Annotated in this window: 25 protein-coding genes; 9 read left to right on the forward strand and 16 right to left on the reverse strand. The window is 62.5% G+C overall.

All coding sequences use genetic code 11. The features are described from left to right. Positions 1 to 141 precede the first annotated feature (141 nt). Together KUV45_RS12060 and KUV45_RS12065 are read left to right on the forward strand one after the other, a co-directional pair. The gene (locus tag KUV45_RS12060; RefSeq protein ID WP_206938357.1) at positions 142 to 1,074 is read left to right on the forward strand and encodes a glutaminase; all 933 of its coding nucleotides are present in this window, start codon (positions 142 to 144) and stop codon (positions 1,072 to 1,074) included. A gap of 152 nt (positions 1,075 to 1,226) precedes the next feature. After that, a complete protein-coding gene (locus KUV45_RS12065; RefSeq protein WP_308126710.1) occupies positions 1,227 to 1,583 on the forward strand; it encodes a YchJ family metal-binding protein in 357 nt (118 codons plus the stop codon). A 174-nt stretch (positions 1,584 to 1,757) separates the two neighbouring features. Here the strand turns inward: KUV45_RS12065 and hutU are convergent, their stop codons facing one another. Genes hutU through hutI form a run of 3 tightly spaced genes read right to left on the reverse strand, consistent with a single transcriptional unit; the run spans position 1,758 to position 5,685 of the window. After that, a complete protein-coding gene (gene hutU, locus KUV45_RS12070) occupies positions 1,758 to 3,449 on the reverse strand; it encodes a urocanate hydratase (RefSeq protein ID WP_222163197.1) in 1,692 nt (563 codons plus the stop codon). 45 nt (positions 3,450 to 3,494) lie between these two features. Beyond that, positions 3,495 to 4,469 (reverse strand): formimidoylglutamase, encoded by a 975-nt coding sequence (gene hutG / locus KUV45_RS12075; RefSeq protein WP_222163198.1) that lies wholly within the window; start codon positions 4,467 to 4,469, stop codon positions 3,495 to 3,497. Next, positions 4,462 to 5,685, reverse strand: a complete 1,224-nt coding sequence (gene hutI / locus KUV45_RS12080) for an imidazolonepropionase (RefSeq protein ID WP_222163199.1) — start codon at positions 5,683 to 5,685, stop codon at positions 4,462 to 4,464. The genes hutG and hutI overlap by 8 nt, the downstream gene beginning before the upstream one ends. Positions 5,686 to 6,091: 406 nt before the next feature. On the opposite strand from hutI, the gene KUV45_RS12085 reads away from it, so the two are divergent. Beyond that, the gene (locus KUV45_RS12085) at positions 6,092 to 7,414 is read left to right on the forward strand and encodes a YjiH family protein (RefSeq protein ID WP_206938369.1); all 1,323 of its coding nucleotides are present in this window, start codon (positions 6,092 to 6,094) and stop codon (positions 7,412 to 7,414) included. 82 nt (positions 7,415 to 7,496) lie between these two features. Here KUV45_RS12085 and KUV45_RS12090 read toward each other — a convergent pair whose 3' ends face one another. Continuing rightward, positions 7,497 to 8,363 (reverse strand): LysR family transcriptional regulator, encoded by an 867-nt coding sequence (locus KUV45_RS12090; protein ID WP_222163200.1) that lies wholly within the window; start codon positions 8,361 to 8,363, stop codon positions 7,497 to 7,499. Between the two features lie 113 nt (positions 8,364 to 8,476). Between KUV45_RS12090 and KUV45_RS12095 the strand changes: the two genes are divergently transcribed. Then, entirely contained in the window at positions 8,477 to 9,205 is a 729-nt protein-coding gene (locus tag KUV45_RS12095) for an AzlC family ABC transporter permease (RefSeq protein ID WP_222163201.1), read from the forward strand. Then, on the forward strand, positions 9,195 to 9,503 hold the full coding sequence (locus tag KUV45_RS12100; RefSeq protein WP_222163202.1) for an AzlD family protein: 309 nt from the start codon (positions 9,195 to 9,197) through the stop codon (positions 9,501 to 9,503). Before KUV45_RS12095 ends, KUV45_RS12100 begins: the two co-directional genes overlap by 11 nt. A 191-nt stretch (positions 9,504 to 9,694) precedes the next feature. Here KUV45_RS12100 and KUV45_RS12105 read toward each other — a convergent pair whose 3' ends face one another. Beyond that, positions 9,695 to 11,068: a heavy metal sensor histidine kinase gene (locus KUV45_RS12105; protein WP_222163203.1), complete on the reverse strand. Its 1,374-nt coding sequence runs from the start codon at positions 11,066 to 11,068 to the stop codon at positions 9,695 to 9,697. Then, entirely contained in the window at positions 11,065 to 11,736 is a 672-nt protein-coding gene (locus KUV45_RS12110) for a heavy metal response regulator transcription factor (RefSeq protein WP_222163204.1), read from the reverse strand. The genes KUV45_RS12105 and KUV45_RS12110 overlap by 4 nt, the downstream gene beginning before the upstream one ends. Positions 11,737 to 11,886: 150 nt before the next feature. On the opposite strand from KUV45_RS12110, the gene KUV45_RS12115 reads away from it, so the two are divergent. Both KUV45_RS12115 and uraH read left to right on the forward strand, forming a co-directional pair. Beyond that, positions 11,887 to 12,384 carry a heme-binding protein gene (locus KUV45_RS12115; protein ID WP_224852014.1) on the forward strand — a complete coding sequence of 166 codons (498 nt, stop codon included), beginning with the start codon at positions 11,887 to 11,889 and terminating at the stop codon, positions 12,382 to 12,384. A gap of 12 nt (positions 12,385 to 12,396) precedes the next feature. Then, positions 12,397 to 12,807 carry a hydroxyisourate hydrolase gene (gene uraH, locus KUV45_RS12120; protein ID WP_222163205.1) on the forward strand — a complete coding sequence of 137 codons (411 nt, stop codon included), beginning with the start codon at positions 12,397 to 12,399 and terminating at the stop codon, positions 12,805 to 12,807. 188 nt (positions 12,808 to 12,995) lie between these two features. Here the strand turns inward: uraH and hutC are convergent, their stop codons facing one another. Continuing rightward, a complete protein-coding gene (hutC, locus tag KUV45_RS12125) occupies positions 12,996 to 13,703 on the reverse strand; it encodes a histidine utilization repressor (protein ID WP_206938371.1) in 708 nt (235 codons plus the stop codon). A 120-nt stretch (positions 13,704 to 13,823) separates the two neighbouring features. On the opposite strand from hutC, the gene KUV45_RS12130 reads away from it, so the two are divergent. After that, on the forward strand, positions 13,824 to 14,429 hold the full coding sequence (locus KUV45_RS12130) for a DUF938 domain-containing protein (RefSeq protein ID WP_222163206.1): 606 nt from the start codon (positions 13,824 to 13,826) through the stop codon (positions 14,427 to 14,429). A 117-nt stretch (positions 14,430 to 14,546) separates the two neighbouring features. Here the strand turns inward: KUV45_RS12130 and KUV45_RS12135 are convergent, their stop codons facing one another. The 4 genes from KUV45_RS12135 to KUV45_RS12150 form a co-directional block, all read right to left on the reverse strand. After that, a complete protein-coding gene (locus KUV45_RS12135; protein ID WP_206938375.1) occupies positions 14,547 to 15,497 on the reverse strand; it encodes an NAD(P)-dependent oxidoreductase in 951 nt (316 codons plus the stop codon). 147 nt (positions 15,498 to 15,644) lie between these two features. Continuing rightward, positions 15,645 to 16,937 carry a TRAP transporter large permease gene (locus KUV45_RS12140; RefSeq protein ID WP_206938377.1) on the reverse strand — a complete coding sequence of 431 codons (1,293 nt, stop codon included), beginning with the start codon at positions 16,935 to 16,937 and terminating at the stop codon, positions 15,645 to 15,647. A gap of 5 nt (positions 16,938 to 16,942) precedes the next feature. Further along, entirely contained in the window at positions 16,943 to 17,449 is a 507-nt protein-coding gene (locus KUV45_RS12145; protein ID WP_206938379.1) for a TRAP transporter small permease, read from the reverse strand. 113 nt (positions 17,450 to 17,562) lie between these two features. Next, entirely contained in the window at positions 17,563 to 18,537 is a 975-nt protein-coding gene (locus tag KUV45_RS12150; protein WP_222163207.1) for a TRAP transporter substrate-binding protein, read from the reverse strand. 264 nt (positions 18,538 to 18,801) lie between these two features. Here KUV45_RS12150 and KUV45_RS12155 point away from each other — a divergent pair, with 264 nt between their 5' ends. Then, the gene (locus KUV45_RS12155) at positions 18,802 to 19,842 is read left to right on the forward strand and encodes a LacI family DNA-binding transcriptional regulator (protein WP_222163208.1); all 1,041 of its coding nucleotides are present in this window, start codon (positions 18,802 to 18,804) and stop codon (positions 19,840 to 19,842) included. Between the two features lie 8 nt (positions 19,843 to 19,850). On the opposite strand, the gene KUV45_RS12160 is transcribed toward KUV45_RS12155, so the two are convergent. The 5 genes from KUV45_RS12160 to KUV45_RS12180 form a co-directional block, all read right to left on the reverse strand. Then, positions 19,851 to 20,126, reverse strand: coding sequence for a hypothetical protein (locus KUV45_RS12160; protein ID WP_224852013.1), 276 nt, complete (start codon positions 20,124 to 20,126; stop codon positions 19,851 to 19,853). Between the two features lie 68 nt (positions 20,127 to 20,194). Further along, complete coding sequence (locus KUV45_RS12165; protein ID WP_222163259.1) at positions 20,195 to 21,442, reverse strand: TRAP transporter large permease; 1,248 nt, start codon at positions 21,440 to 21,442, stop codon at positions 20,195 to 20,197. Further along, on the reverse strand, positions 21,439 to 21,930 hold the full coding sequence (locus KUV45_RS12170; RefSeq protein ID WP_224852048.1) for a TRAP transporter small permease: 492 nt from the start codon (positions 21,928 to 21,930) through the stop codon (positions 21,439 to 21,441). Before KUV45_RS12170 ends, KUV45_RS12165 begins: the two co-directional genes overlap by 4 nt. 9 nt (positions 21,931 to 21,939) lie before the next feature. Continuing rightward, on the reverse strand, positions 21,940 to 23,001 hold the full coding sequence (locus KUV45_RS12175; RefSeq protein ID WP_222163209.1) for a TRAP transporter substrate-binding protein: 1,062 nt from the start codon (positions 22,999 to 23,001) through the stop codon (positions 21,940 to 21,942). 189 nt (positions 23,002 to 23,190) lie between these two features. Then, entirely contained in the window at positions 23,191 to 24,816 is a 1,626-nt protein-coding gene (locus KUV45_RS12180; RefSeq protein WP_222163210.1) for a glucan biosynthesis protein, read from the reverse strand. Between the last annotated feature and the right edge of the window lie 34 nt (positions 24,817 to 24,850).

A 24,850-nucleotide genomic window follows, 5' to 3' on the forward strand; every position in this document is an offset into this window, starting at 1 on the left:
GCCGGCTTTGCCGAATCTGTCCTGCCTGGCGTGGCGAGAAGTGGCCTCGGTATCGACGTCTCGCGATCAAGCGCCATGTGATCACCAGCTCTGTCAGCATACGCCCAGTCACCACAAGCCCAGTCACCAAGAGTCATGCCCATGGGGAACACCCTGACGCCCAAGCAACTGCAATCACTGGTCGAGACCCTCGACCGCGAGGCTAGAGCCAGTGACCAGTGGGGCAACGTCGCCAGCTACATTCCTGAACTGGCGTGCATCGACCCCCAGCAGTTTGCCATCAGCATCTGTACCTGCGATGGGCGTGAATATCACGCAGGTGATGCCCACACCGGCTTCTCGATCCAGAGCGTCTCGAAGGTCTTCACCCTGGCCCTGGCGCTTGGGCGACTGGGGGCAGGCCTGTGGGAGCGGGTCGGACGGGAGCCCTCCGGGCGTGCCTTCAACTCCATCGTCCAGCTGGAGATGGAAGACGGCATCCCGCGTAACCCGTTCATCAATGCCGGTGCCATCGTCACCACCGACGCAGTGCTCGGGCGCAACGCGCCTCGAGACACCCTGGGAGAGATTCTGCGCTTTCTGCGCGAAGCCTCCGGCGACGATGACATCCATATCAATGAGCAGGTGGCCCGCTCGGAACACGCCACCGGGGACCGCAACTTCTCGCTGGCCTATTTTTTGCGCTCCTGCGGCAACCTCACCAACGACTGTGACCGGGTGCTCGGCACCTATTTCCACCACTGTGCGATCGAGATGTCCACCGCCCAGCTGGCGCGGGCGACCCGATTTCTGTGCGGCGGCTTCGAAGGTCAGCGGATGATTGGTATCGAGCGGGTCAGGGCCATCAACGCGCTGATGATGACCTGTGGTCACTACGACGGCTCCGGCGACTTCGCCTATCGCGTCGGGTTTCCGGGCAAGAGCGGCGTCGGCGGTGGCATCATGGCGGTCGTCCCGAACGTTGCGTCCATTGCGGTGTGGTCTCCCGGGCTCGACCGTTATGGCAATTCGCTCAAGGGCACGGCCGCACTGGAAGGCCTGTCGAAGGCGACCGGCTGGTCTGTGTTTGCCTGAAGGATGGCCCCATGGACCAAGATCCATCGTTACAAGGAGCCTGACATGGCCACATCGAATGCCTCTGCATGTCCCTGCGGAAGCGGCCTGGCACTCGCCGATGCTGTCAGCCACTGCACCAGGGAGGCACGGCGACCAGTCCCGAGGCGCTGATGCGCTCCCGTTATAGTGCCTTCTCGCTGGGGCTCGATGACTATCTGCGCCACAGCTGGCACCCGGACTGCTGCCCACAGGAGATGGGCACCTCAGACACCTGCTGGAAGCGTCTTGAGGTCCTGGACAGCGGTGAAGAGGGCGATGCGGGCTGGGTGCACTTTCGTGCCACCTTCGCAGACGGACCGCGTGCACGGCAGCGCTGGGGAGTGCTGGAAGAGCGCTCACGCTTCGTTCGTTACCAGCAGCGTTGGGTCTACCTGGATGGCGAGCCCAGTGTCACCAGACTCAAGCCGGGACGCAATGACAGCTGCCCCTGTGGCAGTGGGCGGAAGTTCAAGCAGTGCTGCGCCTGACATTCATGGTCGTTGCATCGAGGGTCCTCGCTGCGGCGGCATGTTGGGCGTTTCGGCTAAAGGCATCCGCTGCATGCCTCTATCCCACAGCAACTATCCCACAGCAACGCAAAAGGCCGCCCTCGGGCGGCCTTTTGCAGGTTAGCGGACGGCGTACGTGCCGCCCGCAGGTGCTCAGTCCTTGAGCATCGGCAGGTCGAGGCCGTTTTCGCGGGCGCATTCCTTGGCGGACTCGTAACCGGCGTCAGCGTGGCGCATGACGCCGCTGGCCGGGTCGTTGCGCAGGACGCGGGCCAGGCGAGCATCGGCGTCATCGGTGCCATCGGCAACGATGACCACGCCCGCGTGCTGCGAGAAGCCCATGCCGACACCGCCGCCGTGGTGCAGTGACACCCAGGTCGCGCCGCCGGCCGTGTTGGCCAGGGCGTTCAGCAGCGGCCAGTCGGATACCGCGTCGCTGCCGTCCATCATCGCTTCGGTTTCGCGGTTGGGGCTGGCAACGGATCCTGAATCCAGGTGGTCGCGACCAATCACGACGGGGGCCTTGAGCTCGCCGTTCTTGACCATCTCGTTGAAGGCGCGGCCAAGACGAGCCCGGTCCTTCAGGCCGACCCAGCAGATACGCGCGGGCAGTCCCTGGAAGCTGATGCGCTCGCGGGCCATGTCGAGCCAGTTGTGCAGGTGCTCATCGTCGGGGATCAGCTCCTTGACCTTGGCGTCGGTCTTGTAGATGTCCTCCGGGTCGCCGGACAGGGCTGCCCAGCGGAAGGGACCGATGCCCTGGCAGAACAGCGGGCGAATATAGGCCGGTACGAAGCCGGGGAAGTCGAAGGCGTTGTCGACGCCTTCTTCCTGGGCCATCTGACGAATGTTGTTGCCGTAGTCGAAGGTCGGCACGCCCATCTTCTGGAACTCGAGCATGGCGCGAACATGCACCGCCATGGACGCCTTGGCGGCCTTGACGACCACTTCCGGCTCGGACTTGCCGCGGGCGACGTATTCGTCCCAGGTCCAGCCAGCAGGCAGGTAGCCATGCAGCGGGTCATGGGCGCTGGTCTGGTCGGTCACCATGTCCGGCTTGACGCCACGCTTGACCAGTTCCGGCAGCACGTCGGCAGCGTTGGCACACAGGCCAATGGAAACCGCCTTGCCCTCGCTGGTGTAGCGAGCGATGCGTGCCAGGGCGTCGTCCAGGTCGCTCGCCTGCTCGTCCAGATAGCGGGTGCGCAGGCGGAAGTCCAGGCTGGACTGCTGGCATTCGATGTTCAAAGAGCAAGCGCCGGCCAGGGTGGCGGCCAGCGGCTGAGCGCCGCCCATGCCACCGAGGCCCGCGGTCAGCACCCAGCGGCCCTTGAGGTTGCCGTCATAGTGCTGGCGGCCTGCCTCGACGAAGGTTTCGTAGGTGCCCTGGACGATGCCCTGGGAGCCGATGTAGATCCACGAGCCCGCGGTCATCTGGCCGTACATCATCAGGCCTTTCTTATCGAGCTCGTTGAAGTGCTCCCAGTTGGCCCATGCCGGCACCAGGTTGGAGTTGGCGATCAGGACGCGTGGGGCATCCTTGTGGGTCGGAATGACCGCCACCGGCTTGCCGGACTGGATCAGCAGGGTCTGGTCGTTCTCCAGGCGCTTGAGCACCTCGACGATCTTGTCGAAGCACTCCCAGGTACGTGCCGCGCGACCAATGCCACCGTAGACCACCAGGTCTTCGGGACGCTCTGCCACGTCCGGATGCAGGTTGTTCATCAGCATGCGCAGCGCCGCTTCGGTCAGCCAGCTCTTGCAGGACAGCTCGGTGCCGGTGGGCGCGGCGATCTTGCGGGTTGGGTCGTGACGATCGTTCTTGGGGGGTGTGATCTGGTTCATGGGGTCACCTTGAATGTGGACAGATAGGGGGAAACGATGGCTCGGTCAGTGGTCCGACCGGGTCAGCTGGTGGACCAGTCGTGCGGCAAGGCGTGCGGTGCGCTGGTCAATGTCATACGCCGGGTTGACCTCCGCGATATCGATCAGGCGGAGCTTGCGTGAACGGCGCAGGAATTCGAGGATCGGTTCCAGGTGGGTCAGGATGACCCCGCGTGAGGCGGGAGCACTGACCCCGGGAGCATCGCTGGCCGGGAACACATCCATGTCGATGCTCAGGTAGACGTGATCGCAGTCGGCGACCAGGCGCTGGACATCGCGCTTGATGAAGGCAATGCGGCTATCGCGAAATTCGCGGTCTTCCACCACCAGCGTCTTCAGGCGAGACGCCGTATGGAACAGGGCGCGGGTGTTGGCAGCCTGGCTGACGCCAAGGCAGGCGTAGCGAAATGGCCATCGACGGCTGGCGCAATCGGCGGCGATCTGGGCGAACGGGGTGCCCGAGGACGTCAGCTCGCTGGGATCGCGCAGGTCAAAGTGGGCGTCGAGATTGATGATCGCCACGCAGGACCGACGCTGCTGCTGTGCCAGATGATCCGACAGCCCACGCCAGCTGGCGTAGGCCACCTCATGACCACCGCCCAGTACGACCGGCAGATGGCCTCGATCAAGCAGCTCGGTCAGGTGCTCTCCCATGCGCTGCTGGGCATGCTCCAACCCGTCGCCGTGGCAGGCCACGTCGCCGGCATCGTAGACGGGGGTGTCATGGTGCCAGGCCATGGGGCCCAGCGCCTGGCGGATGGCGGTCGGGCCTGCTGCAGCGCCGATACGGCCCTTGTTGCGCGCCACCCCGGCGTCGCTGGCAAAGCCGGTCAGTACGGTGCCCGCAGCGGCATCCGTGTGATAGGCGGTTATCCGCTGATGCCAGCGCTCGCTATTCGGCTCCGGGTCGATACGCCCTTGCCACAGGCTCATGTCCGGCGTGGCATGGGCTGGCTTGATCACGGCAGCTTGCTCATCCATGGGTCAGCACTCCTTCCAGCACGCGATGCCTGAGTCTTCCTGGCTGAACGGCGTAGGCCAGTTCCGCGGGTCGTTGTACGTCCCACACGCACAGGTCGGCGATGGCCCCCACGGTGATACGCCCAAGACCCGCCGTGCCGATCGCCGTGGCGGCGTGGGCGGTCATGCCGGCCAGGGCCTCCTGGGGTGTTAGTCGCAGTAACGTGCAGGCCATGTTGAGCATCAAGGTCGGCAGCATGATGGGGGAGGTGCCAGGATTGGCATCCGACGCCACCGCCATGGCAACGCCCGCGCGGCGCATGGCATCGATGGGCGGATGCTGGGTTTCACGTAGCGTGTAGAACGCCCCCGGCAGCAGGACGCCCACCGTGCCGGCCTCGGCCATGGCGGCGATGCCGGCGTCGTCCAGGTATTCAATGTGGTCGGCAGACAGGCCGTGGTGTTCGGCGACCAGGGATGCGCCGCCCGACAGCGATAGCTGTTCCGCATGAGCCTTGACCGGCAGGCCGAGTGCCCGAGCCGCCTCGAACACGCGCAGACACTGCTCCCGCGAGAAGGCGATACGCTCGCAGAAGACATCCACTGCATCGACCAGGCCTTCGGCGTGGGCCGCGGGCAGAATCTCGTTGCATACCAGGTCGATGTAGCCGTCGGCATTGCCGTGATATTCCGGCGGCAGGGCGTGGGCCGCCAGCAGCGTGGTGCTCACCCGTACCGGCAGTTCGCGGCCAAGGCGGCGAGCGACCCGCAGCATTTTCAGCTCGTCGTCGGTCGACAGTCCGTAGCCGGACTTGATCTCCACGCTGGTGACACCGTCGTCGATCATGGCGCCAAGGCGCGTTGCGGCTGTCGTGAACAGTGCCGCTTCATCGGCGTCTCGGGTGGCCTGTACGGTGCCAAGGATACCGCCGCCACGTCGCGAGATGTCCTCATAGGAAGCGCCTTCAAGGCGCAGCTCGAACTCGTCGCTACGCTGGCCGCCGTAGACCAGATGGGTGTGGCAGTCGATCAGACCTGGCGTCATCACACCGCCACTGCCCATGTCGATGCAGTCAGCCTGTTGTGCCTGATCCAGGCTATCCATGGCGCCCATGGCAGCGATGCGTCCGTCCTCGACCTTGACCCAGTAGCGTCCTGGCTGGGTGGTCAGGCCATCAAACAGGCTTAGGTCGCGCCACAGGCGTGAAGGGTGTTGGGGTTGGGATGTAGTAGCCATGAAGAGCTCCCGTGTCGTAATGTATATACAAATAAGCCGTCCGGAGCCTTTCGTCAAGCCAGGCGTTCGCTTGTCAGGTCCTGTCCTTTGGCTAGGAGTAGAGCGCTAAGTCACGGAAAGCGTAAGAGAAAGGCAGGCTCTGGAAGATCTGATGGGTGCGACTTATGGGTTGGCTTAGACCATGGTCTAGAGCGAAACAATGGTCCCTGCGGGGCGAATTATCGGCAGGGCAGAAGCGGCGCAAGAACGCTAGGAGAGGACGTGAATCATGGGCGTCTTATGGATCTTATTGGACTATAGTCTAAAGGCGGTCTCTGGTGGTGTTTTGCCACTATAGCGTCATAGCTGTATATACAAACTACGTGACGCATCGCGACGTCGACGACACTCCTGCGAGGCTTCCTCCATGGCGACGACTCCACACTCTTCAGCCAGCCGGCAATCGCCCGGGCTGTTGCTGTTCAAGCTGCTGGTACCCAGTGCCATCGGCATCTTCATCTTCTTCATTCCGGTGACCTGGGCAGGGCGCTCAACCATACCGCTGGATCATCTGGTGACGGCGGCTCGCGCGGGTCTCGGTGATGGGGCGAGGTACTATGCGCTGGCGCTGATCGTGGCTGGCGCCGCCTATCCGTTGATCAAGGGAGAGTGGCGGCGCAGCGCGACCGATATCGTGTTCACCGTGCTCAAGCTCCTGGGCGTCGTGGCGGCGGTGCTGACCATGACCTCCGCTGGCCCCGCATTGCTGCATCAGCCGGACATGCTGCCGTTCCTGTATGACAAGCTGGTCATTCCGGTCGGGTTGATCGTACCCATCGGCGCAATCTTTCTGGCGCTGCTGCTCAGCTATGGCCTGCTGGAGTTGATCGGCATCCTGGTCCAGCCGGTCATGCGACCGCTGTGGCGGACGCCTGGACGCAGCGCCATTGATGCGGTGGCGTCCTTTGTCGGCAGCTACTCCATTGGACTGCTGATTACCAGTCGTGCCTATGCCAGCGGGCAGTATTCCGCCCGGGAGGCAGCGATCATTGCGACCGGCTTTTCCACGGTATCGGCACCCTTCATGATCATCGTGGCCAAGACCCTGGGACTGATGGAGGTGTGGAACGCCTTTTTCTGGCTGACGCTGGTCATCACCTTCATCGTATCGGCGGTGACCGCAAGGCTCTGGCCGTTGTCGCGCATGGACAATCATGCCTCCGACGGCGAACCGGAGGCCCAGAAGGGCGACCGCCTGGGCCTTGCCTGGCGCACCGGGATCAAGGTGGCTGAGCAGGCGCCGCGGCTGAGCGCCAGCGTGCGCAAGAACCTGGCAGAGGGGCTGGTGATGGCGATCAGCATCCTGCCGTCGATCATGTCGGTGGGACTGCTTGGCCTGCTGGTCGCCAAGTACACCCCCGTCTTCGAGTGGCTGGGCTGGTTGTTCTATCCGATCGTTGCACTGTTCGGCATCGAGCATGCCCAGGAACTGGCCCAGGCCAGCGCTGCAGGACTTGCTGAAATGTTCCTGCCGGCGCTGCTGCTGGGTGGCGACGCCGGGATCGATTTCGTCGCGCGCTTTGCCGCCGGCGTGGTCTCGATCTCGTCCATTTTGTTCTTCTCTGCGTCGATTCCCTGCGTGGTGGCGACGCGCATTCCCATCACCCTGTGGCAATTGGTGGTCGTATGGGCCATTCGCGTGGCTCTGACGCTGGTGCTGGCCATCCCCATGGGCATGTTGCTTCAGTAGTCGTCAATCCATGGTGTAGCTCAAAAACGACGAAGGCCGGATGCCATGCATCCGGCCTTGGGGTGACAAAATGGTGGGCGGCTCACATCACCGTGCTGCGCAGGGTCCTGACCATCAGCTGGTAGAGGCTGTCGACGGCTTCGGCGCCCTGCGAGGCCGGGCTGCGATAGGCCGCTACCTCCATAGGGTCCAGCGGGCCCAGGCCCTGCTTGCCGCCAAGGATCTCCAGGTGGGGTGGGGCACTGCACTGGGTCAGCACGGCAACGGCGAGTCCGCTCTCCACCGCGGCGATCTGGCCCGCCAGGCTTGAGCTGTTGTAGACCACTTTGTAGCGACGCCCCTGCTGGGCCAGAGCATTGATGGCGGTGCGCTTGGCCAGGCTTTCGCTCTCGTAGACGGCGATGGGCAGAGGATCACGCCGCCAGGTGGGGAATTGAGGCGAGCCGACCCATACCATCGGCTCGTGGAACAGCAGGGTGCCGTGGCGTGGTTGGTCCCGCGAGACCAACGCGAGATCCAGATCGCCGCGTTCCACCCGGGGAATCAACGCGGTCGACTGCTCGCAGCTCAGCTCTATCTCGACGGCGCCGTGCTGCGGTGCGAAGCGTTTTAACACCGGAGTCAGATACTTAGCCGCATAGTCATCCGGCACGCCGAGGCGAACACGCCCGGTGAGTGCTCGGCCGTGAAATGCTGCCTGGGTCTCGGTGTGCAGATCGAGCATCCGTCGAGCATAACCCAGTAGCCGCTGACCTTCCGGAGTCAGTTGCTGTGCCCGTGGCCCCCGTTCCAGCAGGCGATGGCCCAATGCCGCCTCCAGCTTCTTGAGCTGCATGCTGACCGCCGACTGGGAGCGATGCACCGCCGGCGCGGCGGCAGACAGCGAGCCGGCATCCACCACCGCGACGAAGCACTTGAGCCAGTCAATCTGCAGATCCTGATAGGCCATAGGCTGCCACTCGTATTCGATATTCGAATACTAAGTAGCAAAATCATTCGCTTTCATCAACAGATAGGCGGCAGCATAGTGACGGCCATGCCCCGCAACAGGAGGAGCACGGCATGGTCAACGAGATGACGACACATGAGGTGGCGCTGCATCGTCTGGATGGTGAGCTAGCCTGGCAAGGGTTCTTGCAACTGCTGCCCATTTCGCTATTTGTCATCGTCTTTGGTGCTGCCTTTGGCCTCGCGGCGACTCAGGCTGGATTGAACGACACCTCCATCATCGCCATGAGTGCCCTGGTGTTTGCCGGCTATGCGCAGTTCGCGACCTTGGAGCTGTGGGGCGCGCAGCTGCCACTCTTTACGATGATTCTCACCGTATTCGCGATCAATGCCCGCCACCTGCTGATGGGGGCGACGCTTTACCCTTGGTTGCAGCCGCTCAAGCCAGCGAAGCGTTACGGCGTGATGCTAGTGGCCTCCGACGCCAATTGGGCCATGGCCATGCAGGCATTCAGCCAGGGCCGACCGGGGCTGGGACTGCTGTTGGGTGGAGGCGTCGCCCTGTGGGGCTTCTGGGTCCTCGGCACCTGGCTAGGACTGTACTTCGGCAACGCGATAAGCGACCCCGCGAGCCTGGGCCTGGACATGGTGATGGGCTGCTTTCTTCTCGCCATGGTGGTAAGCGGTGAGAAGAACCTGCGGATGCTGGTGATCTGGACGGTGGCGGCATGTGCTTCACTACTGGCTTACCGCTACCTGCCCGAAAACACCCATGTCGTCGTAGGGGCTATTGCCGGCGGCCTGGCTGGCCTCGGTGGGGAGCGTCATGACCATGAGCATTGAGACAGGCAGCCTGAGCGCATTCGTTATCATCCTGATCATGGCAGTGGTGACGCTGGCGACCCGATGGGGCGGCGTCTTTATCATGTCCTTTGTACCCATTGGCTATCGCATCGAACGGTTCATTCATGCCATGTCTGGCTCAGTGCTGGTGGCACTGCTCGCACCGCTGGCGGTCACCGGTGACCATGGTGCCCGGCTGGCACTGCTGACCACCGCTGTGATGATGCTGACGGTGAAGAAGCCCTTGATCGCGATTGCCGGGGGAATTCTTGTAGCGGCTTTTTTTCGCCAGATGTAGCCATACCGAAGCGCCAACAACCAAAGCGTTCGCCACTGGCCGCCAACGCTCCTCTGGCAAGCGCGATTCAGCGTCTCAGAAAGTCGTGTTGCACATGATCTGTCATGAACATTTCTATTTTTCTGGGCAGAGGCGGGCATCGGTATGCGCGGCTCCCTGCTCGCCTGCACTAATTTCTTGCTCTGCTCTATTCAGGAGGGAGCCGATAGCGGGAGGCATAACGTGAAGCGCACTCCCATTGGTTCATTGCTGACCATCGCCAGACCGCCGTGAAGCTGAGCGATGGAGCGGACGATCGCCAGTCCCAGTCCGCCGGAGTCGCCGGGGGTATGGCGCGACGCATCCACACGGTAGAAGCGCTCGAACAACAGCGGCAGATGAACCTCTGGAATCGGCGCTCCTTGGTTGAAGACACTGATATGGTGCAGGCCATCGTTCTGCTGGTGATCGATGATGATGGAGGTGTGCTCCTGGCCGTAACGCAGGGCATTGGCGATCAGGTTGGCTAGCGCCCGCCGGAGCAGATCCGGATCGGCAGCGAGGCGACCTTGGGCCCGATTGATCAACGTCATGCTGCGTTCTTCGGCCATGCCTTCGAAGTACTCGCATAGCTGTTCGACCATGTCGTGAAGCTCGACCGCCCGTCGATCAAGGGTTGCACCAGGCTGCTCGTTGCGGGCCAGCAAGAGCATGCTGTCGATCATGCGGGCGAGCCTTTCAAACTCCTCCAGATTGGAAATCAGTATCTCTTTGTATTCCTCGCCGGTCCGGTCATGACGTAGCCGCTGCTGTGTCTGCCCCATGAGATTGGTCAGGGGAGTTCGCATCTCATGGGCGAGATCCTCTGAGAAACGTGAAAGCTGCAGAAAACCGGCCTCGAGTCGCGTCAACATGCCGTTCAGCGCCATACTCAAGTCACGCAGCTCGCTGACGTCCGAGTGTACGGGCAATCGATGATGGAGGTGCTCGGTATCGATGGTGGCTGCGCGTGCCGCCAAGCGTCGGACAGGGGCCAGTCCGCGCCGTGTTACGATCCAGCCAAGCAAGAAGGCCGCCAGAGACCCTCCTGCCAGTGACAGCCAGAGCTTGCCACGGTAGCTCGTCAGCATACGGTTACGCTCGGCAAGACGTTTGCCGGCGATTAGCGTGACCTGTCGGCCATCAAGGCGGGCTGCGACCCAGGCAAGTCTTGCCGGGACACCGTTGTCGACGGTGCGTAGCTGCACCTTATCACGACCTGTCAGCTCAGGCACCGCCTGATGCATCGGATTGACTTCAATCAAAGGGTGGCCGTCATCCGTCAGCACCCAGAGCACGCTTTCACGATTATCCAGCATGTTGGCATATAGCCTGGGGCGCTGACGAAGTGCCTCGATGCTGGCGCTGTTGTCCAGTAGCACGAGCATTCGCTCAAGGCGACCTCGCAGCATCTGATCGTCACGCCAGCTAATCTCGTTAGACAGGGAGTGATAGAGATAGAGGCCGAGAGCGCTGAGCAGCAATCCGACGACCAGTGCAAATAAAGACGCCAACCGGAGCGTCAAAGAGCCAGTGATTCGGCTCATGGTTCAAGACCCAGCACGTAGCCTATGCCACGCACCGTATGAATCAAGCGATGCGGCCAGGGCTCGTCTACCTTGGCGCGCAGGCGGCGAATGGCCACATCGACAACATTCGTGTCGCTCTCGAAGTTCATGTTCCACACCTGTGACGCGATATAGGTACGTGAAAGAACCTCGTTTTCATGACTGATCAACAGGTGCAGCAGCGCGAATTCCTTTTGGGTGAGATGAATCGACTGACCCTGGCGCATGGCACGGTGCTGAACGAGATCCAGAGACAGATCACCCACACTGAACAACTGTGTCTCACGGGGCGGGCCTCGCCGCAACAACGTGCGAACTCGGGCCAGAAGCTCTACGTAGGAAAAGGGTTTTACCAGATAGTCATCAGCGCCAAGCTCAAGCCCCTTGACGCGATACTCCACAGCGTCACGAGCCGTGAGAAAAAGCACCGGTGTCTGCCAGCGGCTGCGGATGAACTGAAGCAGCTGCCATCCGTTCATGCCCGGTAGCATGACGTCGAGAATAATCAGATCGAAATGTTCACTGCGGATTCGCTGCTGTCCTGCAAGCCCATCATGCGCGACATCCACGCGGTAACCGGACTCGCTCAGGCCCTTGTGTAAATAGTCTGCCGTCTTGATTTCATCTTCTACGACCAGAATACGCACCGTCATCCCCTGTGTTTATCGCGGTTCATCTTCGGCGTTTTTTCCGCTGGGTACCATTACAAATCTGTCATCCGGCAGTAATGGTATTGGCCGGTCATGTGGACGATATTGGCCACCCCAACGAGGACAACGCTGTAGGAGACGATTGACGTGATTTACAAGGCTCGATGGTCGTTGCTGCTGGGTGCACTGTGTACAAGTGCAGCGCTGGCGCAATCGACCGACATAGACATGCATCCCGATGTCTCTCTGGCGCTGGCCAATCAGGTTGTGGAGGCCACCCTCGACGCCTGTCATGCCGATCAGCATACGGCGGTGGTCGCCGTAGTGGATCGCGGTGGCAATCTTGTAGCGCTGCAGCGGGATGACAATATCGGTCCCCACAATACGCAGGCTGCCCAGCGCAAGGCCTTTACGGCGCTTTCCACGAAAACGCCGACTCGTCAACTTGCAGAGTCTGCGCGCAACCATCCCGAATCGCAAAACTTGGCCACCGTCAGCGACCTGCTCTTGTTGGGCGGTGGCGTTCCTATCAGGAGTAACGGTGAGGTTATCGGTGCTGTCGGTGTGGCCGGCGCCGGTGGCTCAGCGACCGATGAGGGATGTGCACTCGAGGGAATCAACCGGACCCTGCCACAGGACCAATAACAGGAGAACGACATGAAGACTCTGAGAACCTTAGGTGCTGCCGTGCTGGTCAGCGGTGTCTCGACGCTGGCGATGGCGGCCAGCAACCCGATCAGCGTTCACGTACTCAATACCCAGACGGGCACGCCCTCATCGAATGTCGAGGTCAAGCTGGAACAGCAGACGGACAATGGCTGGGTCACCGTCGCCACTGCTACGACCAGCGAAGATGGACGTATTTCGGCGCTGTTCCCCGAGGGCGACACGTTTGAGCCGGGTGTGTATCGGGCGGTTTTTGAAACCGGTGACTGGTACAAAGAGCAGGACATCTCGACCTTCTTCCCTGAAATAACTGTCCCTTTCGAGGTCGATAATGTCGACCAGCACTACCACATTCCGCTGCTGCTGAGTCCGTACGCCTACTCAACCTATCGCGGCAGCTGACACGCTGAGTTGGGTAAGAGCCCAAGCACAGCCCCCGGTCGCGTTTTCGCTGCCGGGGGCTGTATGAACAAGATACGTATTGTCTGGTGAGTTCACGCACGCCCGTGACGACGAGCTGGCCAGCAGCGTCTGGGCCAGGTTGAGGCCTGCATTGAATTTTGCATGAGCGCCAATGGTTCAGGTGGTGGCTAGTCCTTCCAGGCAGAGCGCAGCGTGTAGCGGTCCCCTGGATGGATCAGCACGGCGTAGCTGATCAACAGCTCATTGGACCAGGTGCGACGGCGCAGGCGCAGGCAGGGCTCCTGGGTGGTAATGGACAGGGCGGCCGCCTGATCGGGCGTCGCCAACACCGCTTCTACCACGTGCTCGATATCGGTGATCGGCCAGGCCTGTATCAGCACCTGGTGAGGCGTCAGCCGAGTAAAGTCGGTGGCCAGATAGTCGGGGACATGGCGTGGATTGACGAAGCGCTCCTCCAACTGGATCGGCACGTCATTTTCATGGTGGACAATGCGAGTATGAAACACCTTGCTGCCATGGCGCATGCCCAGCTGAAGCGCCACATCTTCGCTGGCGTCGATGGCCTCCGCCGCCTCTACCCGAGCGTGGTAGCGATGGCCGCGCCCCTGAACCTCCTCGGCAATGTTGTGGACTTCCATCAGCGAGGACTCGGCCTTGCGCTCGGTAACAAAGGTGCCGGCACCGGGCTGGCGCGTCAGGTAACCGCGCTGGACCAGCTCGCGAATGGCCTTGTTGGCGGTCATGCGGCTGACATTGAAATCCAATGCCAGCTGCTCTTCGCCGGGGATGCGATGATCCGTTGGCCATTCGCCCCGCTGGATCTTGGCGAGAATGTGCTGTTGAATCTCGAGGTAGCGGGGCTGGTTACGCGCCATGTGCCGTCCTTGGTGGTGAACAAGAGTACATGGCGTTAGTGTACCGAGGCAGGGCCTCGTTGGCACCGGCCTTCGTACATCCTGCGTACCTGTCATCGATTTTCTCTGAGGTATCTCTGCATGACCGATGCTCGGCTCTCCAGCCCGGCTGCCCTGCGCAATCGTGAACCCATCTTCGAGGTGCTCAAGGACTACCTTGGCCCACAGGCGCGGGTACTTGAACTGGCCAGCGGCACTGGCGAGCATGCCCTGTACATGACCCAGCGCCGGCCTGGCTGGGTGTGGCAGCCTACCGATATTTCCGAGCCGGCGCTGGCGTCCATCGAGGCCTGGCGTGAATCGCTGACCGATGGTCGTGACAACCTGCTGGCGGCGCAGCGCCGTGACGTCTTGAGTGAATGGCCAGAGCAGCGATTTGACGCCATGGTGGCGATCAACCTGATCCATATTTCGCCGTGGGTGGTGACGGCTGCGCTGATGGAGAAGGCGGCTCTTCATCTGGCCACGGGTGGCGTGCTGTTGCTGTATGGCCCTTATCGGCTTCATGGCGAGCACACGGCGCCGAGCAACGTCGCCTTCGATGAGGACCTCAAGCGGCGCAATCCCGAGTGGGGGATTCGCGACCTTGAAGCGGTGACTGAGCTGGCCGCGAGTGCAGGGCTGAGCCGTGAGGGGCTTCATTCGTTGCCGGCCAACAACCTGGCGCTGGTCTTCCGGCGGGGATAAGCGCCCGCGTCAGCCGAGGGCAGTGACAGACGAGGCCACCTACGCGGTGGCCTCGTCACGTTCAGATGTCATGAAGCGCTCACAATGCGGGTCAGTCCGCGCAGCGCAAGCGGCGTTTCAACCCGCGTTGTTGAGCCATCGGTGGTAGTCCTCGAGGCCTTCGCGGATGTCGGTGAAGCGGGGCTCGAAGCCAAGGTCCTGCCGGGCGCGGGTGATATCCAGCGGGCTTCCACGCACCACGAACGGGCCAGGCCCCAGGCGCATGCCGCTGTCGTGCCCCAGCATCTCTGTCACCGTATCGACAATCTGCTGGTGAGCCACCGGCACACCACAGGAAATATTGTAGTGGCGGTGCGGCACGCTGGGGGCGTCGAACAGCGCCAGGATGCCGCTGGCGGTATCTTCCACATGGGTCCAGTCGGTGGTCTGGTCGCGACCATTGGCAGGGGTAACGTTGCTGAGCCCCTCCAGCGGGCCAAACATGGCCTGGTAGACCGCGTGCATGTGCGACGGGCGCTTGCCGGGCCCATAGACAAAGAACAGCCTGGCCTGGCGAATGTCCATGCCGAAGGTTTCGCTGTACTGGTCACCGTAGAGCTCGCCGGAAATCTTGGTGGCGCCGTACAGGTCCGTGGCCTTGTAGGGCATGGTCTCGACCTGGGGGCCTGCAGCGTCTCCGTAGACAGCGCCGGAGCTCATGTTGACGACCTTGTTGATGCCCAGTAGCCGACAGGTCTCGTAGACGTTGAGGGTGCCCATGGCATTGATCGACAGATGCTTGAACGGACGAGTCTGGAAGAACGGGCCGGCGATGACGGAAACGCCGTGGATGACGCCTTCCAGCTCATCCTTGTAGCGCAGGAAGGTCTCGAACAGTGTGTGCGTATCCAGCACATCCACCGCCTCGAAGTGAATGTTGTCGCGAACGTCATCCAGATAGTCGAGGCCCATACGGTCAACGTGGGGGGCGGCCATGTCGCAGATGATGACCTTGGTGCCGCGACGGGCGAGCAGGGTGGCGACCCAGGAACCGACGTGACCGAGGCCACCGGTGATCAAAACAGCCATGACAGAACTCCTTCGCAAAGGTGCGGACTGGGGGTGATGAATGAGGTTGAAGGCTGAAGCCAGAACTGAAACCAGAATTGAAACCAGAACTGAGGCCAGGGCGGCGACCCGTGACCGGTCAGGTCACAGGCCAGGCCCGCGGTTGACTCATTGCAGCATCAGGTTGGGCAGGAACATCACGATGGACGGGAACAGCGTGATGATGATGAGCACCGCCACCAGCGGGATGTAGAACGGCAAGGTGGCGCGCACCAGGGCGGTAAAGGGCAGGTCGGTGATCTTCTGGATGGCGAACAGCACCGTGCCTACCGGTGGCGTGATCAGTCCGATCATCAGGTTGAAGATCATCACCACACCAAAGTGCACCGGATCGATGCCGTACTGGACCACCACCGGTACCAGCAGCGGCGTCAGCAGGAACAGCGCCGGTACCGAGTCGATGAACAGACCGATAAGCAGAATGAACAGGCTCAGCAGCAGTAACAGCACCACCGGGTCACTGACCGTGGCCAGCAGGAAGTCCGCCACCAGCGCGGTGACCTGGTAGCGCGCCAGGATCCAGCTGTACAAGGCACTGCCGGCGATGATCAGCAGCAGCACCGAGGTATCGATGGCCGTATCGCGAAGGATCTGGAAAAACTCGCGCAGGCTGATCGAGCGGTAGACGCAGAACGAGATGATCAGGCAGTACAGCAGCGCCACCACCGACGCCTCGGTCGGGGTAAACAGGCCCGACAGGATGCCCACCAGGATGATCACCGGCGTCAGCATCGGCAGCAGTCCACGGGACAGCGCGCGCATGAACTCCGCCAGGGTAGCGCGGGCGCGGGTTGGGTAGCCGCGGCGGTGAGAGATCACCGCGACCATGACCATCAGGCCCGCTCCCATGAACAGCCCCGGCAGAATCGAGCCAAGGAAGATCGCAGCAATGGAGGCATTGGCCAGCGCCCCATAGATGACCGCAGGAATGCTGGGCGGAATGATCGGCCCGATGGTCGCGGAACTGGCGGTGACCGCGGCGCTGAAGTCGGTAGGAAAGCCATCGTCTTCCATGGCCTTGATCTCGACGGCGCCCAGGCCACCGGCATCGGCCACCGCTGAGCCCGACATGCCCGCGAACAGCATGCTGGCGAGCACGTTGACGTGGCCCAGGCCGCCTTTCAGATGGCCGACGGCACAGCGTGCGACGTCAAACACCCGGTCCGAGATCCCGGCCGAGTTCATCAGTCTGCCGATCAGCAGAAACGCCGGAATGGCCAACAGGGTGAAACTGTTGACCCCGTACAGGGTGCGCTGGGCGATCATTTCCAGCGGAATCTCGGTGAAGCCACGGGTGTAGGCGAGCACCGCAGCCGAGGAGGCAATCATCGCGAAGGCCACCGGCACGCCAAGCATCAGCAGCACGATCAAGCCGATGAACATGATGGCGAAAATTTCCATGGTGCTTACTCCTTGTCGCCGTCGCGAGGGTCAGGTGTCGTCAGACGCTCGATAAAGTCCTCTACCAGCAGCAGCACCATCAGTCCGGCGGCGATCAGTTGCATCAGGTAGAGGTAGGAAAAACTCATGTCGAAGGTACTGGCGAACACGCCGGCGGTACGCTCCATCATGTTGAAGGCGCCGCCCATGATCATGCCCAGCACCAGGATGCTGACGATGTCGGCAAGCATCGCCGCCACGCGTTTCGCCCTGGCTGAGAGCAGGTCCGTGACGATGGTGATGCGAATGTGCTCCTGATAGCGCAGGGCCAGTACCGAGCCGAGGAAGATTTCGGCCAGGAACAGGTAGCGCGAGACTTCGTCGGTCCAGGGCACGGCCACGCCGAGGGCATAGCGGGAGATGACCTGAATGCCCATGACCAGCAGCATCAGGCCGAAGGCGCCGACCACGACAGCGGTCAACAGCCACCAGAAGGCTCCCAGCGCCTTGGCCAGGGTCGAATTGGTCGTCATGGATATCTCCGTGGGCCGCTGACGAATGACAGCGGCAGCAGGCGGTGTATCAGCCGTCCCGCCCCAGGCCTTGGCAGCCCTCAGGTGCCGGGGCGAGACGGCCGCTGCCCCGATTACTGGATCAGCGAGAGCACGTAGTCACGCACGGCGGGGTCGTATTCCTGGGCGATCTGCTCGACCGCTGGACGTGCCGCCTGGCGGAACGCGGCCACATCCGGCTCCACGATCTGCATGCCTTCTTCCTCAAGCTTCTGATACAGCTCGGCCTGGCCATCGGCCACCAGCTGGTCGCCCCAGGCGGTGGCATCGGCTACCGCATCCAGTACCACCTGGCGATGCTCGTCGGACATCTCCTGATACAGGTCTTCGTTCATCAGCCAGTGGAAGAAGGAATAAACGTGCTCGGTGCGACTGACGTAGTCCTGCACCTCGTAGAGCTTACCGGCGTAGATGTTGTCGACCGGGTTCTCCTGCATCTCGATGACGCCGGTCTGCAGTGAGGTGTACACCTCTGGCCAGGCGATGGGGCTGGGCAGGGCACCGATCTCACCCCACACCGCGACCCAGGGAGCAATCTCCGGCACCCGCATGCGCACGCCGCTGACATCCTCCGGGGTCTCGACCGCTGTCTTGGCGGTCAGGTTGCGAGGGTTGCGGGCAGACAGGCCGACCAGGCGCATGTTGCCCTTGGCGATCAGACTCTGGTTGAGCGCCTCGCCCATCTCTCCCTCATAGATCTTGCGCGCCTGGTCGCTGGAGTCATAGACGAAGGGCAGGTCGGCGGCAGCGAACTCGGGGGCGTACAACGTCATGGGCATGGAACCACCCAGGGCAATGGCGTACTCGCCGTAGCTGGCTCCCTCGAGGTGGTCCCGTTCACCGCCCACCTCGGTACCCAGCAAGGTGACGGTCAGCTCACCATCGGTATTGGACTCGATGGTGTCCTTCAAGCGTTCACCGATCTTGAACATCGCATGGGAAGGATCGGTGTGGATGGCGATAGCCAGATCCTCGGCTGCGGCGGTGCCGGCGGAAGCCAGAGAAATGGCGGTGACAAGCGCAATTGGGGTGAGGCGGCGTGGGTTCATTGTGATTATCTCCTCGGAACGTGAGCGGCGTGACGGCTCAGCGGGAAAGTCGGGCAAACGAGGGTATGCCCTGGCGTCATCCACCAAGGTAGTCGATGGACTTTGGGTAGCGCTACCATTTTGATGGTAGCGCTACCCATACTTTGGTCTTGGGTTACACTGCGCAGCAGGACGAGGATGATGTCCTAATGTGTTTTACAGCCCGAGGCCGCTTTCCCGCAAAGCGGACGGTCGCGGGCACGACAAGCGAGATCGAGGAACCCCATGGACAGACAGGAAGGTCGTTCACGCAAGCGTCATCGTGGTCAGGGCCGCGTCACCCTGGCGGATGTGGCTCGCCAGGCTGGCGTGGCGCCCATCACCGTATCGCGAGCGCTGAACACGCCGGGGCGGGTCTCAGAAGCGGTAAAGGCGCGGGTGGATGCGGCGGTAGAGGCACTTGGCTACGTACCGAACCTTATTGCGGGGGGGCTGGCCGCCGCGGGTACCCGGGTGATTCCGGTGATCGTACCATCGCTGGCCATCCTGACCTTTATCGAAGTCATCGACGCCATCCAGAAACGGCTCGAGGCCGCCGGCTATCAGATGCTGCTGGCCACCACCGACTGGGACCTGGATCGCGAGGCAGGGCTGGTCGACACCGTGCTGGGCTATTCACCCTCGGGTGTCATCCTGACCGGGTTGCGCCATCACCCTCGGGTGATCACCCGCCTCAAGGAATGGGGGCGTCCGGTGGTCGAAATCATGGAGGTGGGGGAAGATCCCATCGACATGAACGTGGGCGTCGATGGACTGGCGTTGGGGCGTGCCATGGCGCGCCACCTGCTGGACAAGGGCTATCGCCGGATCGTCTTTGCCGGGTCCCATCTGGGGCATGACTATCGTGCAGTCCAGAGGCTCGAGGGACACCAGCAGGCGCTGGCTGAGGCAGGGCTTTCACAAGGGCCGGTACTTGAATACGCCGAGCCTGCGTCCTACGCGGTGGGGGCGAAGGCGCTGGCAGACCTGTTGGCGATGACTCCCCGGCCGGACGCGGTGGCCTGTTCCAACGACATCCTGGCGAGCGGCATCTTGCTGGCGGCGAGCAAGCAGGGCATCCGTATTCCGGACGAGCTGGCGGTAGGGGGGTATCTGGGACTGCCGTTGGCCGAGCACCTGTCGCCCCCACTTACGACACTGGCGGTGGCGCGCAGTGACATGGGACGACAGGCAGCCGAGCTATTGCTGCAGCGACTGGAGGGAATGACACCAGCGGAGCCTGTGCGGGACCTGGGCTTCACCCTGGTGGAAGGGGGCAGTACCTGAGGCGCTGCTCAGTTATCCGGTACCACCCCGGGCTCCCGGTAGATCACCCCTTCACGCTGGCGCTCCTGCTCGGACTTGTGCTCATCCACTGGCGGCACCCCCCAGACGGTTTCCTTGCGGCCGTCATCGTAGGAGTAGGTGGTGCACCCGCTGAGACTGGCCAGCAGCACGCAGGCCAGCAACGAGCAGGACAACACCAGGCGCGCGCTGCGTCCTTGCGCTGCAGGCGTGCGGTCAGTGCTGCGGCCTGACCGGGCCAGGTGAAGCGGTGTGAAATCGGGCATGTTGACTCCCTGTCAGAGGCGACGAGGCCTTGGGACGGCTCGTGATGCATCAGTATACCTGCTGAGGGCTAGATCAGCAGCGGTACATAGACCACCAGCAGCAGCACGCCGATCAACCCCAGCAGATAGGGCAGAATCGACCGAGTGATGCGCTCAAGCGGTAGCTGCGTCACCGACGATGCGACATACAGATTGATCGCCACCGGGGGGGTGATCATGCCAATGGCCAGCCCCACCACGATGATCAGGCCGAAGTGCACCGGGTCGATGCCGAGTTGTGTGACCAACGGCAGCAGTACCGGTGTCAGGATGATCAAGGCGCTGGCGGTCTCGATAAACACCCCCGTCAGCAGGATGACCGCCACGACCAGCAGCAGCACGATGTAGGGATTGGTCGACAGCGACAGCACCGATGACGCGATCTGGGCCGGAATCTGCGCACTCGACAGTGTCCAGCTGAGCACCGCCGAGGTGGCGATGACCAGCATGATCACCGAGGTGGTGATGGCCGACTGGATCATCACGCGGTAGACGTCCTTGAGACTGAGGTCGCGATAGACGAACAGCGACACCAGCAGCGCGTAGACCACCGCGACGACCGCCGCCTCGCTGGGAGTGAAGATGCCCGAGAAGATGCCACCCAGGATGATGACGGGTGTCATCAGTCCCCAGCTGGCGGCGCGCAAGGTGCGTGCAATGGTCGCCAGTGACAGCGGACTGCCGTGGGGATACTGACGTCGATGGGCCTGGACCAGAGCAATCCCGCCGAGTCCGAGTCCCATCGCCAGTCCTGGCAGGAAGCCCGCCAGAAACAGATCGGACACCGACTCCTGGGCGATCACCGCATAGATGATCATCGGCACCGATGGCGGGATGACCACCCCGATGGTGCCGCTGGCCGCGATCAGACTGGCCGCAGAGGCCGGATCGTAGCCCTTGCGCTTGAGCTCGGGCACCAGGCTGGATCCCACCGCTGCGGTGGTGGCAGCACCTGAGCCAGAGATGGCGGCGAAGAACATGCCGGCGAGTACCGAGACCAGGGACAAACCGCCCTTGAGGAAGCCGAACAGGCTGTCGGCGAAGTCCACCAGCTTGCGACTGACCGCGCCCTGTGCCATTAGGTCACCGGTCAGGATGAACATCGGCACCGCCACCAGCGCAAAGGTATTGATGCCCTGGAACATCTGTTGCGGCACGACGGCCAGCGGCGTGCCCTGCATGACCAGCGTGGCCAGGGTGCTGGCACCGATGGTGAAGGCGATGGGCACGCCCAGCAGCATCAGCACAAAGAAGGCAATGAGCAATAGCAGCATCAGGCGTCACCCCCATGGTGGGCGGTCGTCCGTCCGGCGATCTCGTTGAGTATCGCGACCAGGGTGGTCCACGCCATCAGCACCGCCGTCAGCGGCATCACCGCATACACCCAGGTCATCGACAGGCGCAGTGAGGCTGACTTCTGAAAGCTCTGTAGCTGCATGTAGTTCCAGCCGATGATGGCCAGCGCCACCAGGAACACCAGGACGCACAGGTGCGCGCACAGGCGAGCTGCCTTGCCGCTGACGCCGGGCAGGGCATCCACAACGAAAGTGACGGCGATGTGGCGGCCGGAGCGATAGGCCAGGGTGGCGGCCAGGAAGGTGATCCAGACCAGCAGGAAGCGGGCGACCTCTTCGGTCCAGCCGACGGCGGTGAAGGCCACCCGTGAGACGATCTGCAGGGAAATGACGCCAATTAGCGCCGCCATGGCGATAAACACCACGGGGCGCGTGACGGCGTCGAGTCCCTGCTCAAGACGTTCGAGCAGGGACAGCACTTAGTTTGACTCCTGTTGCGCCTGTGCAGACTGCCCCAGCGCTTCCTGAATGCGCGGCAGGTAGTCACCGAACTGGTCGCCGTAGGTCTCGTAGACTGGCGTTACCGCCTGCAGGAAGGCGGCGATATCCGGCGATTCCTCGATGGTCATGCCTGCCTCGCGCAGCTCGGCCAACTGCTGTTCCGCCATGGCCGCGTTCTGTTCGCGCTCGTATTCTGCTGCCTGCTGCGCGGCCGATGCGACCACTTCCTGGGCGGCCTCGGGCAGCTTCTGCCAGCTGGGCATGCCCATCACGAAGATGGCGGGTGCATAGGTGTGGCGTGACAGCGTCATGTAGTCCTGGGTCTCGTTGAGCTTGAACGAGTGGACCACGTTGATCGGGTTTTCCTGGCCGTCGATGGTGCCTTGCTGCATGGCCGTCAGGGCTTCGGTCCAGGCCATGGGCACGGCGTTGGCACCCAGCTCGCGGAAGGTGTCGACGTAGACCGGGTTTTCCATCACACGGATGCGCAGGCCTTCGATGTCGTCCGGGGTCTTCACCGGACGCTCGGAGTTGGTCAGGTTGCGGAAACCACGCTCAGCGTAGGCCAGGCCCTTGAGATTGACGTCTGCCAGCTTGTCGAGCAGCTCCTTGCCGATCGGTCCGTCCAGCACCGAATAGGCCTCTTCCGGTGACGCGAACAGGAACGGCAGTTCAAACACCGCCATGGGCTCGACAAAGTTGGCGACCGGACCATTGGTGATCACGCCCATGTCGACGGTGCCGATCTGCATGCCTTCCAGCAGCGTGCGCTCATCACCCAGGGTGGCGTTGGGAAAGATCTCTACATCGACCTTGTCATCGGTACCGGCTTCTACCAGTTCCTCGAACTTGGTGGCGGCAAGGTGAAAGCCATCCTGCTCGTTGACTACGTGGGCCAGGCGCAGAGTAATCGGGTCCATGTCGGCGAAGTCGTCCGCCAGGGCGACAGGAGTGGCTAGCACAGAACCCGCAGCGATGGCAGCGGTGAGGGTAGTGAGGGCGAGGGGCGAGGACCGGCGTGACGCGAGATGGCGTGTCATGACACTTCCTTGGAGTCGTGTTCAGCGAAGCAGGGCGCCTCATCCCGAGCCGAATCATCGAGATGATTCGGACGGGAAGATAACGCACCTTGATTTTTAAGGGCTTTTATTTAGAGGCTGAAGGTCTTCAGCCACAAGGAATCATGCCGGAAGCGGCGCCACGCGGTCAATTCGGGGGGAGAGGTGCCATCAGCCCTTGAGGTGATCGGCGTTGTGCAGTTCACGCTGATCCGCGGGGGGCGGTGTCCACTGATAGATCCAGGTCTCGGTCAGGGGATTGCCGTCCTTGTCACGCAGGTACAGGCGCAGGTTGATCGGCTCGCTGCCGTCGTCCGGTGGTACGACGTCGAACATGGCGCGGTAGCCTTGGATCGCAGCCAGCGGGCGGGCCGAGGTGATTTCGATCTCGCCGGCGCTGGCCTCGATCACGGCCTCCACGTCCACCTCCTGGTCGTCGTCGAAGGGGAAAGGCCCGCCACGGAAGTCGACGGCAAACCGCCAGCTGAAGTACTCGCGCAGCTGGCCGACGACGCCCCCAAGCCCTGTACGGGTGGCGACGCAGCGGGCCAGGCTGGGCTGGCGGGCGGGCAGGTCATACCAGCTGAGGCGGTAGGAGTAGCGTAGCTCCTGGCCCGGCTCCACCGGTGTCTGTGGGCGCCAGTAGGCCACGATGTTGTCGAAGGTTTCGTCCTTGGCCGGCAACTCCACCAGGTCGATGCTGCCTTCCCCCCAGCCTTCGGTGGGCTCGACCCAGACGCTGGGACGGCGATCGTAGTAGACGCCGTCATCCTGATAGTGGTCGAAGTCGTGATCGCGCTGGGCGAGGCCAAAGCCCTGAACATCGGTGGCGGCGTAGGCGTTGTAGCGCAGGCTGGAAGGGTTGACCAGGGGACGCCACAGCCATTCGCCGTCGCCGGTGTGAATGCTCAAGCCGTCGGAATCATGGATCTCGGGGCGCCAGTCGTAGTTGACGTCGCGGTCGTTCTCGCCGACCAGGTACATGCTGGTCAGTGGTGCGATGCCCAGTCGTTCGATGGCCTTGCGTGGATACAGCGTGGCGGCAACATCCATCACCACACCTTCAACATTGCGGCGGATGTCGAAGCGGTAGGCCCCGGTGGTGCTTTCCGACTCGAGCAACGCATAGACGATCACGCTATTGTCGCCGTCTGGCTGTTCCAGCCAGAAGCGGGTGAAGTCCGGGAACTCCTCCGGCGTATCGCGGGCGGTATCGATGGCCAGGCCGCGGGCCGACAAGCCGTATTGCATGCTCTGGCTGACCGCGCGGAAATAGCTGGCGCCAAGGAACGAGGCAATATCGCGCTCCGGGTCCTGATGATGGTGCAGGCGGAATCCCGCAAACCCGAGCTGCGGCGACAGCGCATTGGTATCGACGACGGGGCTGTCGTCTTCACCGCCAAAGCGGAACAGCTCGGGGTCGTAGGCCAGCTCCTGGGCCTGCCCCTCGCTGACCTGGTAGATCCTCACCGGCGTGGTAAAGCCCCTGCCCAGATGAAACAGCTGTCCCGTGTAGGGGCCATTGCTGTCCTTCCACAGGGCGTGGTCGGCGCGATAGCCGATGGACTGGTAATCGTCCCAGGACAGCGACTTCAGCTGTTCAGGCAGTTCGCCCTCGTGATCGTCGTGGGGCTGCTGTGACAGGTGCCGAGCGAAGCCCTTGAGCCAGGCGTAGTCAAAGGCCACCGTGTCGCCGGTGGTGTTCAGGCGCTGGTCCATCGCCGCGAGCAGGGGGGAAATCGGCAGGGCATAGGCGCTTAGCGCGGTGGCGGCTTTCAGAAAATCACGTCGCTGCATGTCCATCATCCTTGTGGTGAGCAAATGCCGTGTC

Origin of the sequence: Halomonas sp. DP3Y7-2 (assembly GCF_019800795.1) — a bacterium.
In the GTDB taxonomy this organism is placed as follows: Bacteria; Pseudomonadota; Gammaproteobacteria; order Pseudomonadales; family Halomonadaceae; genus Halomonas; species Halomonas litopenaei_A.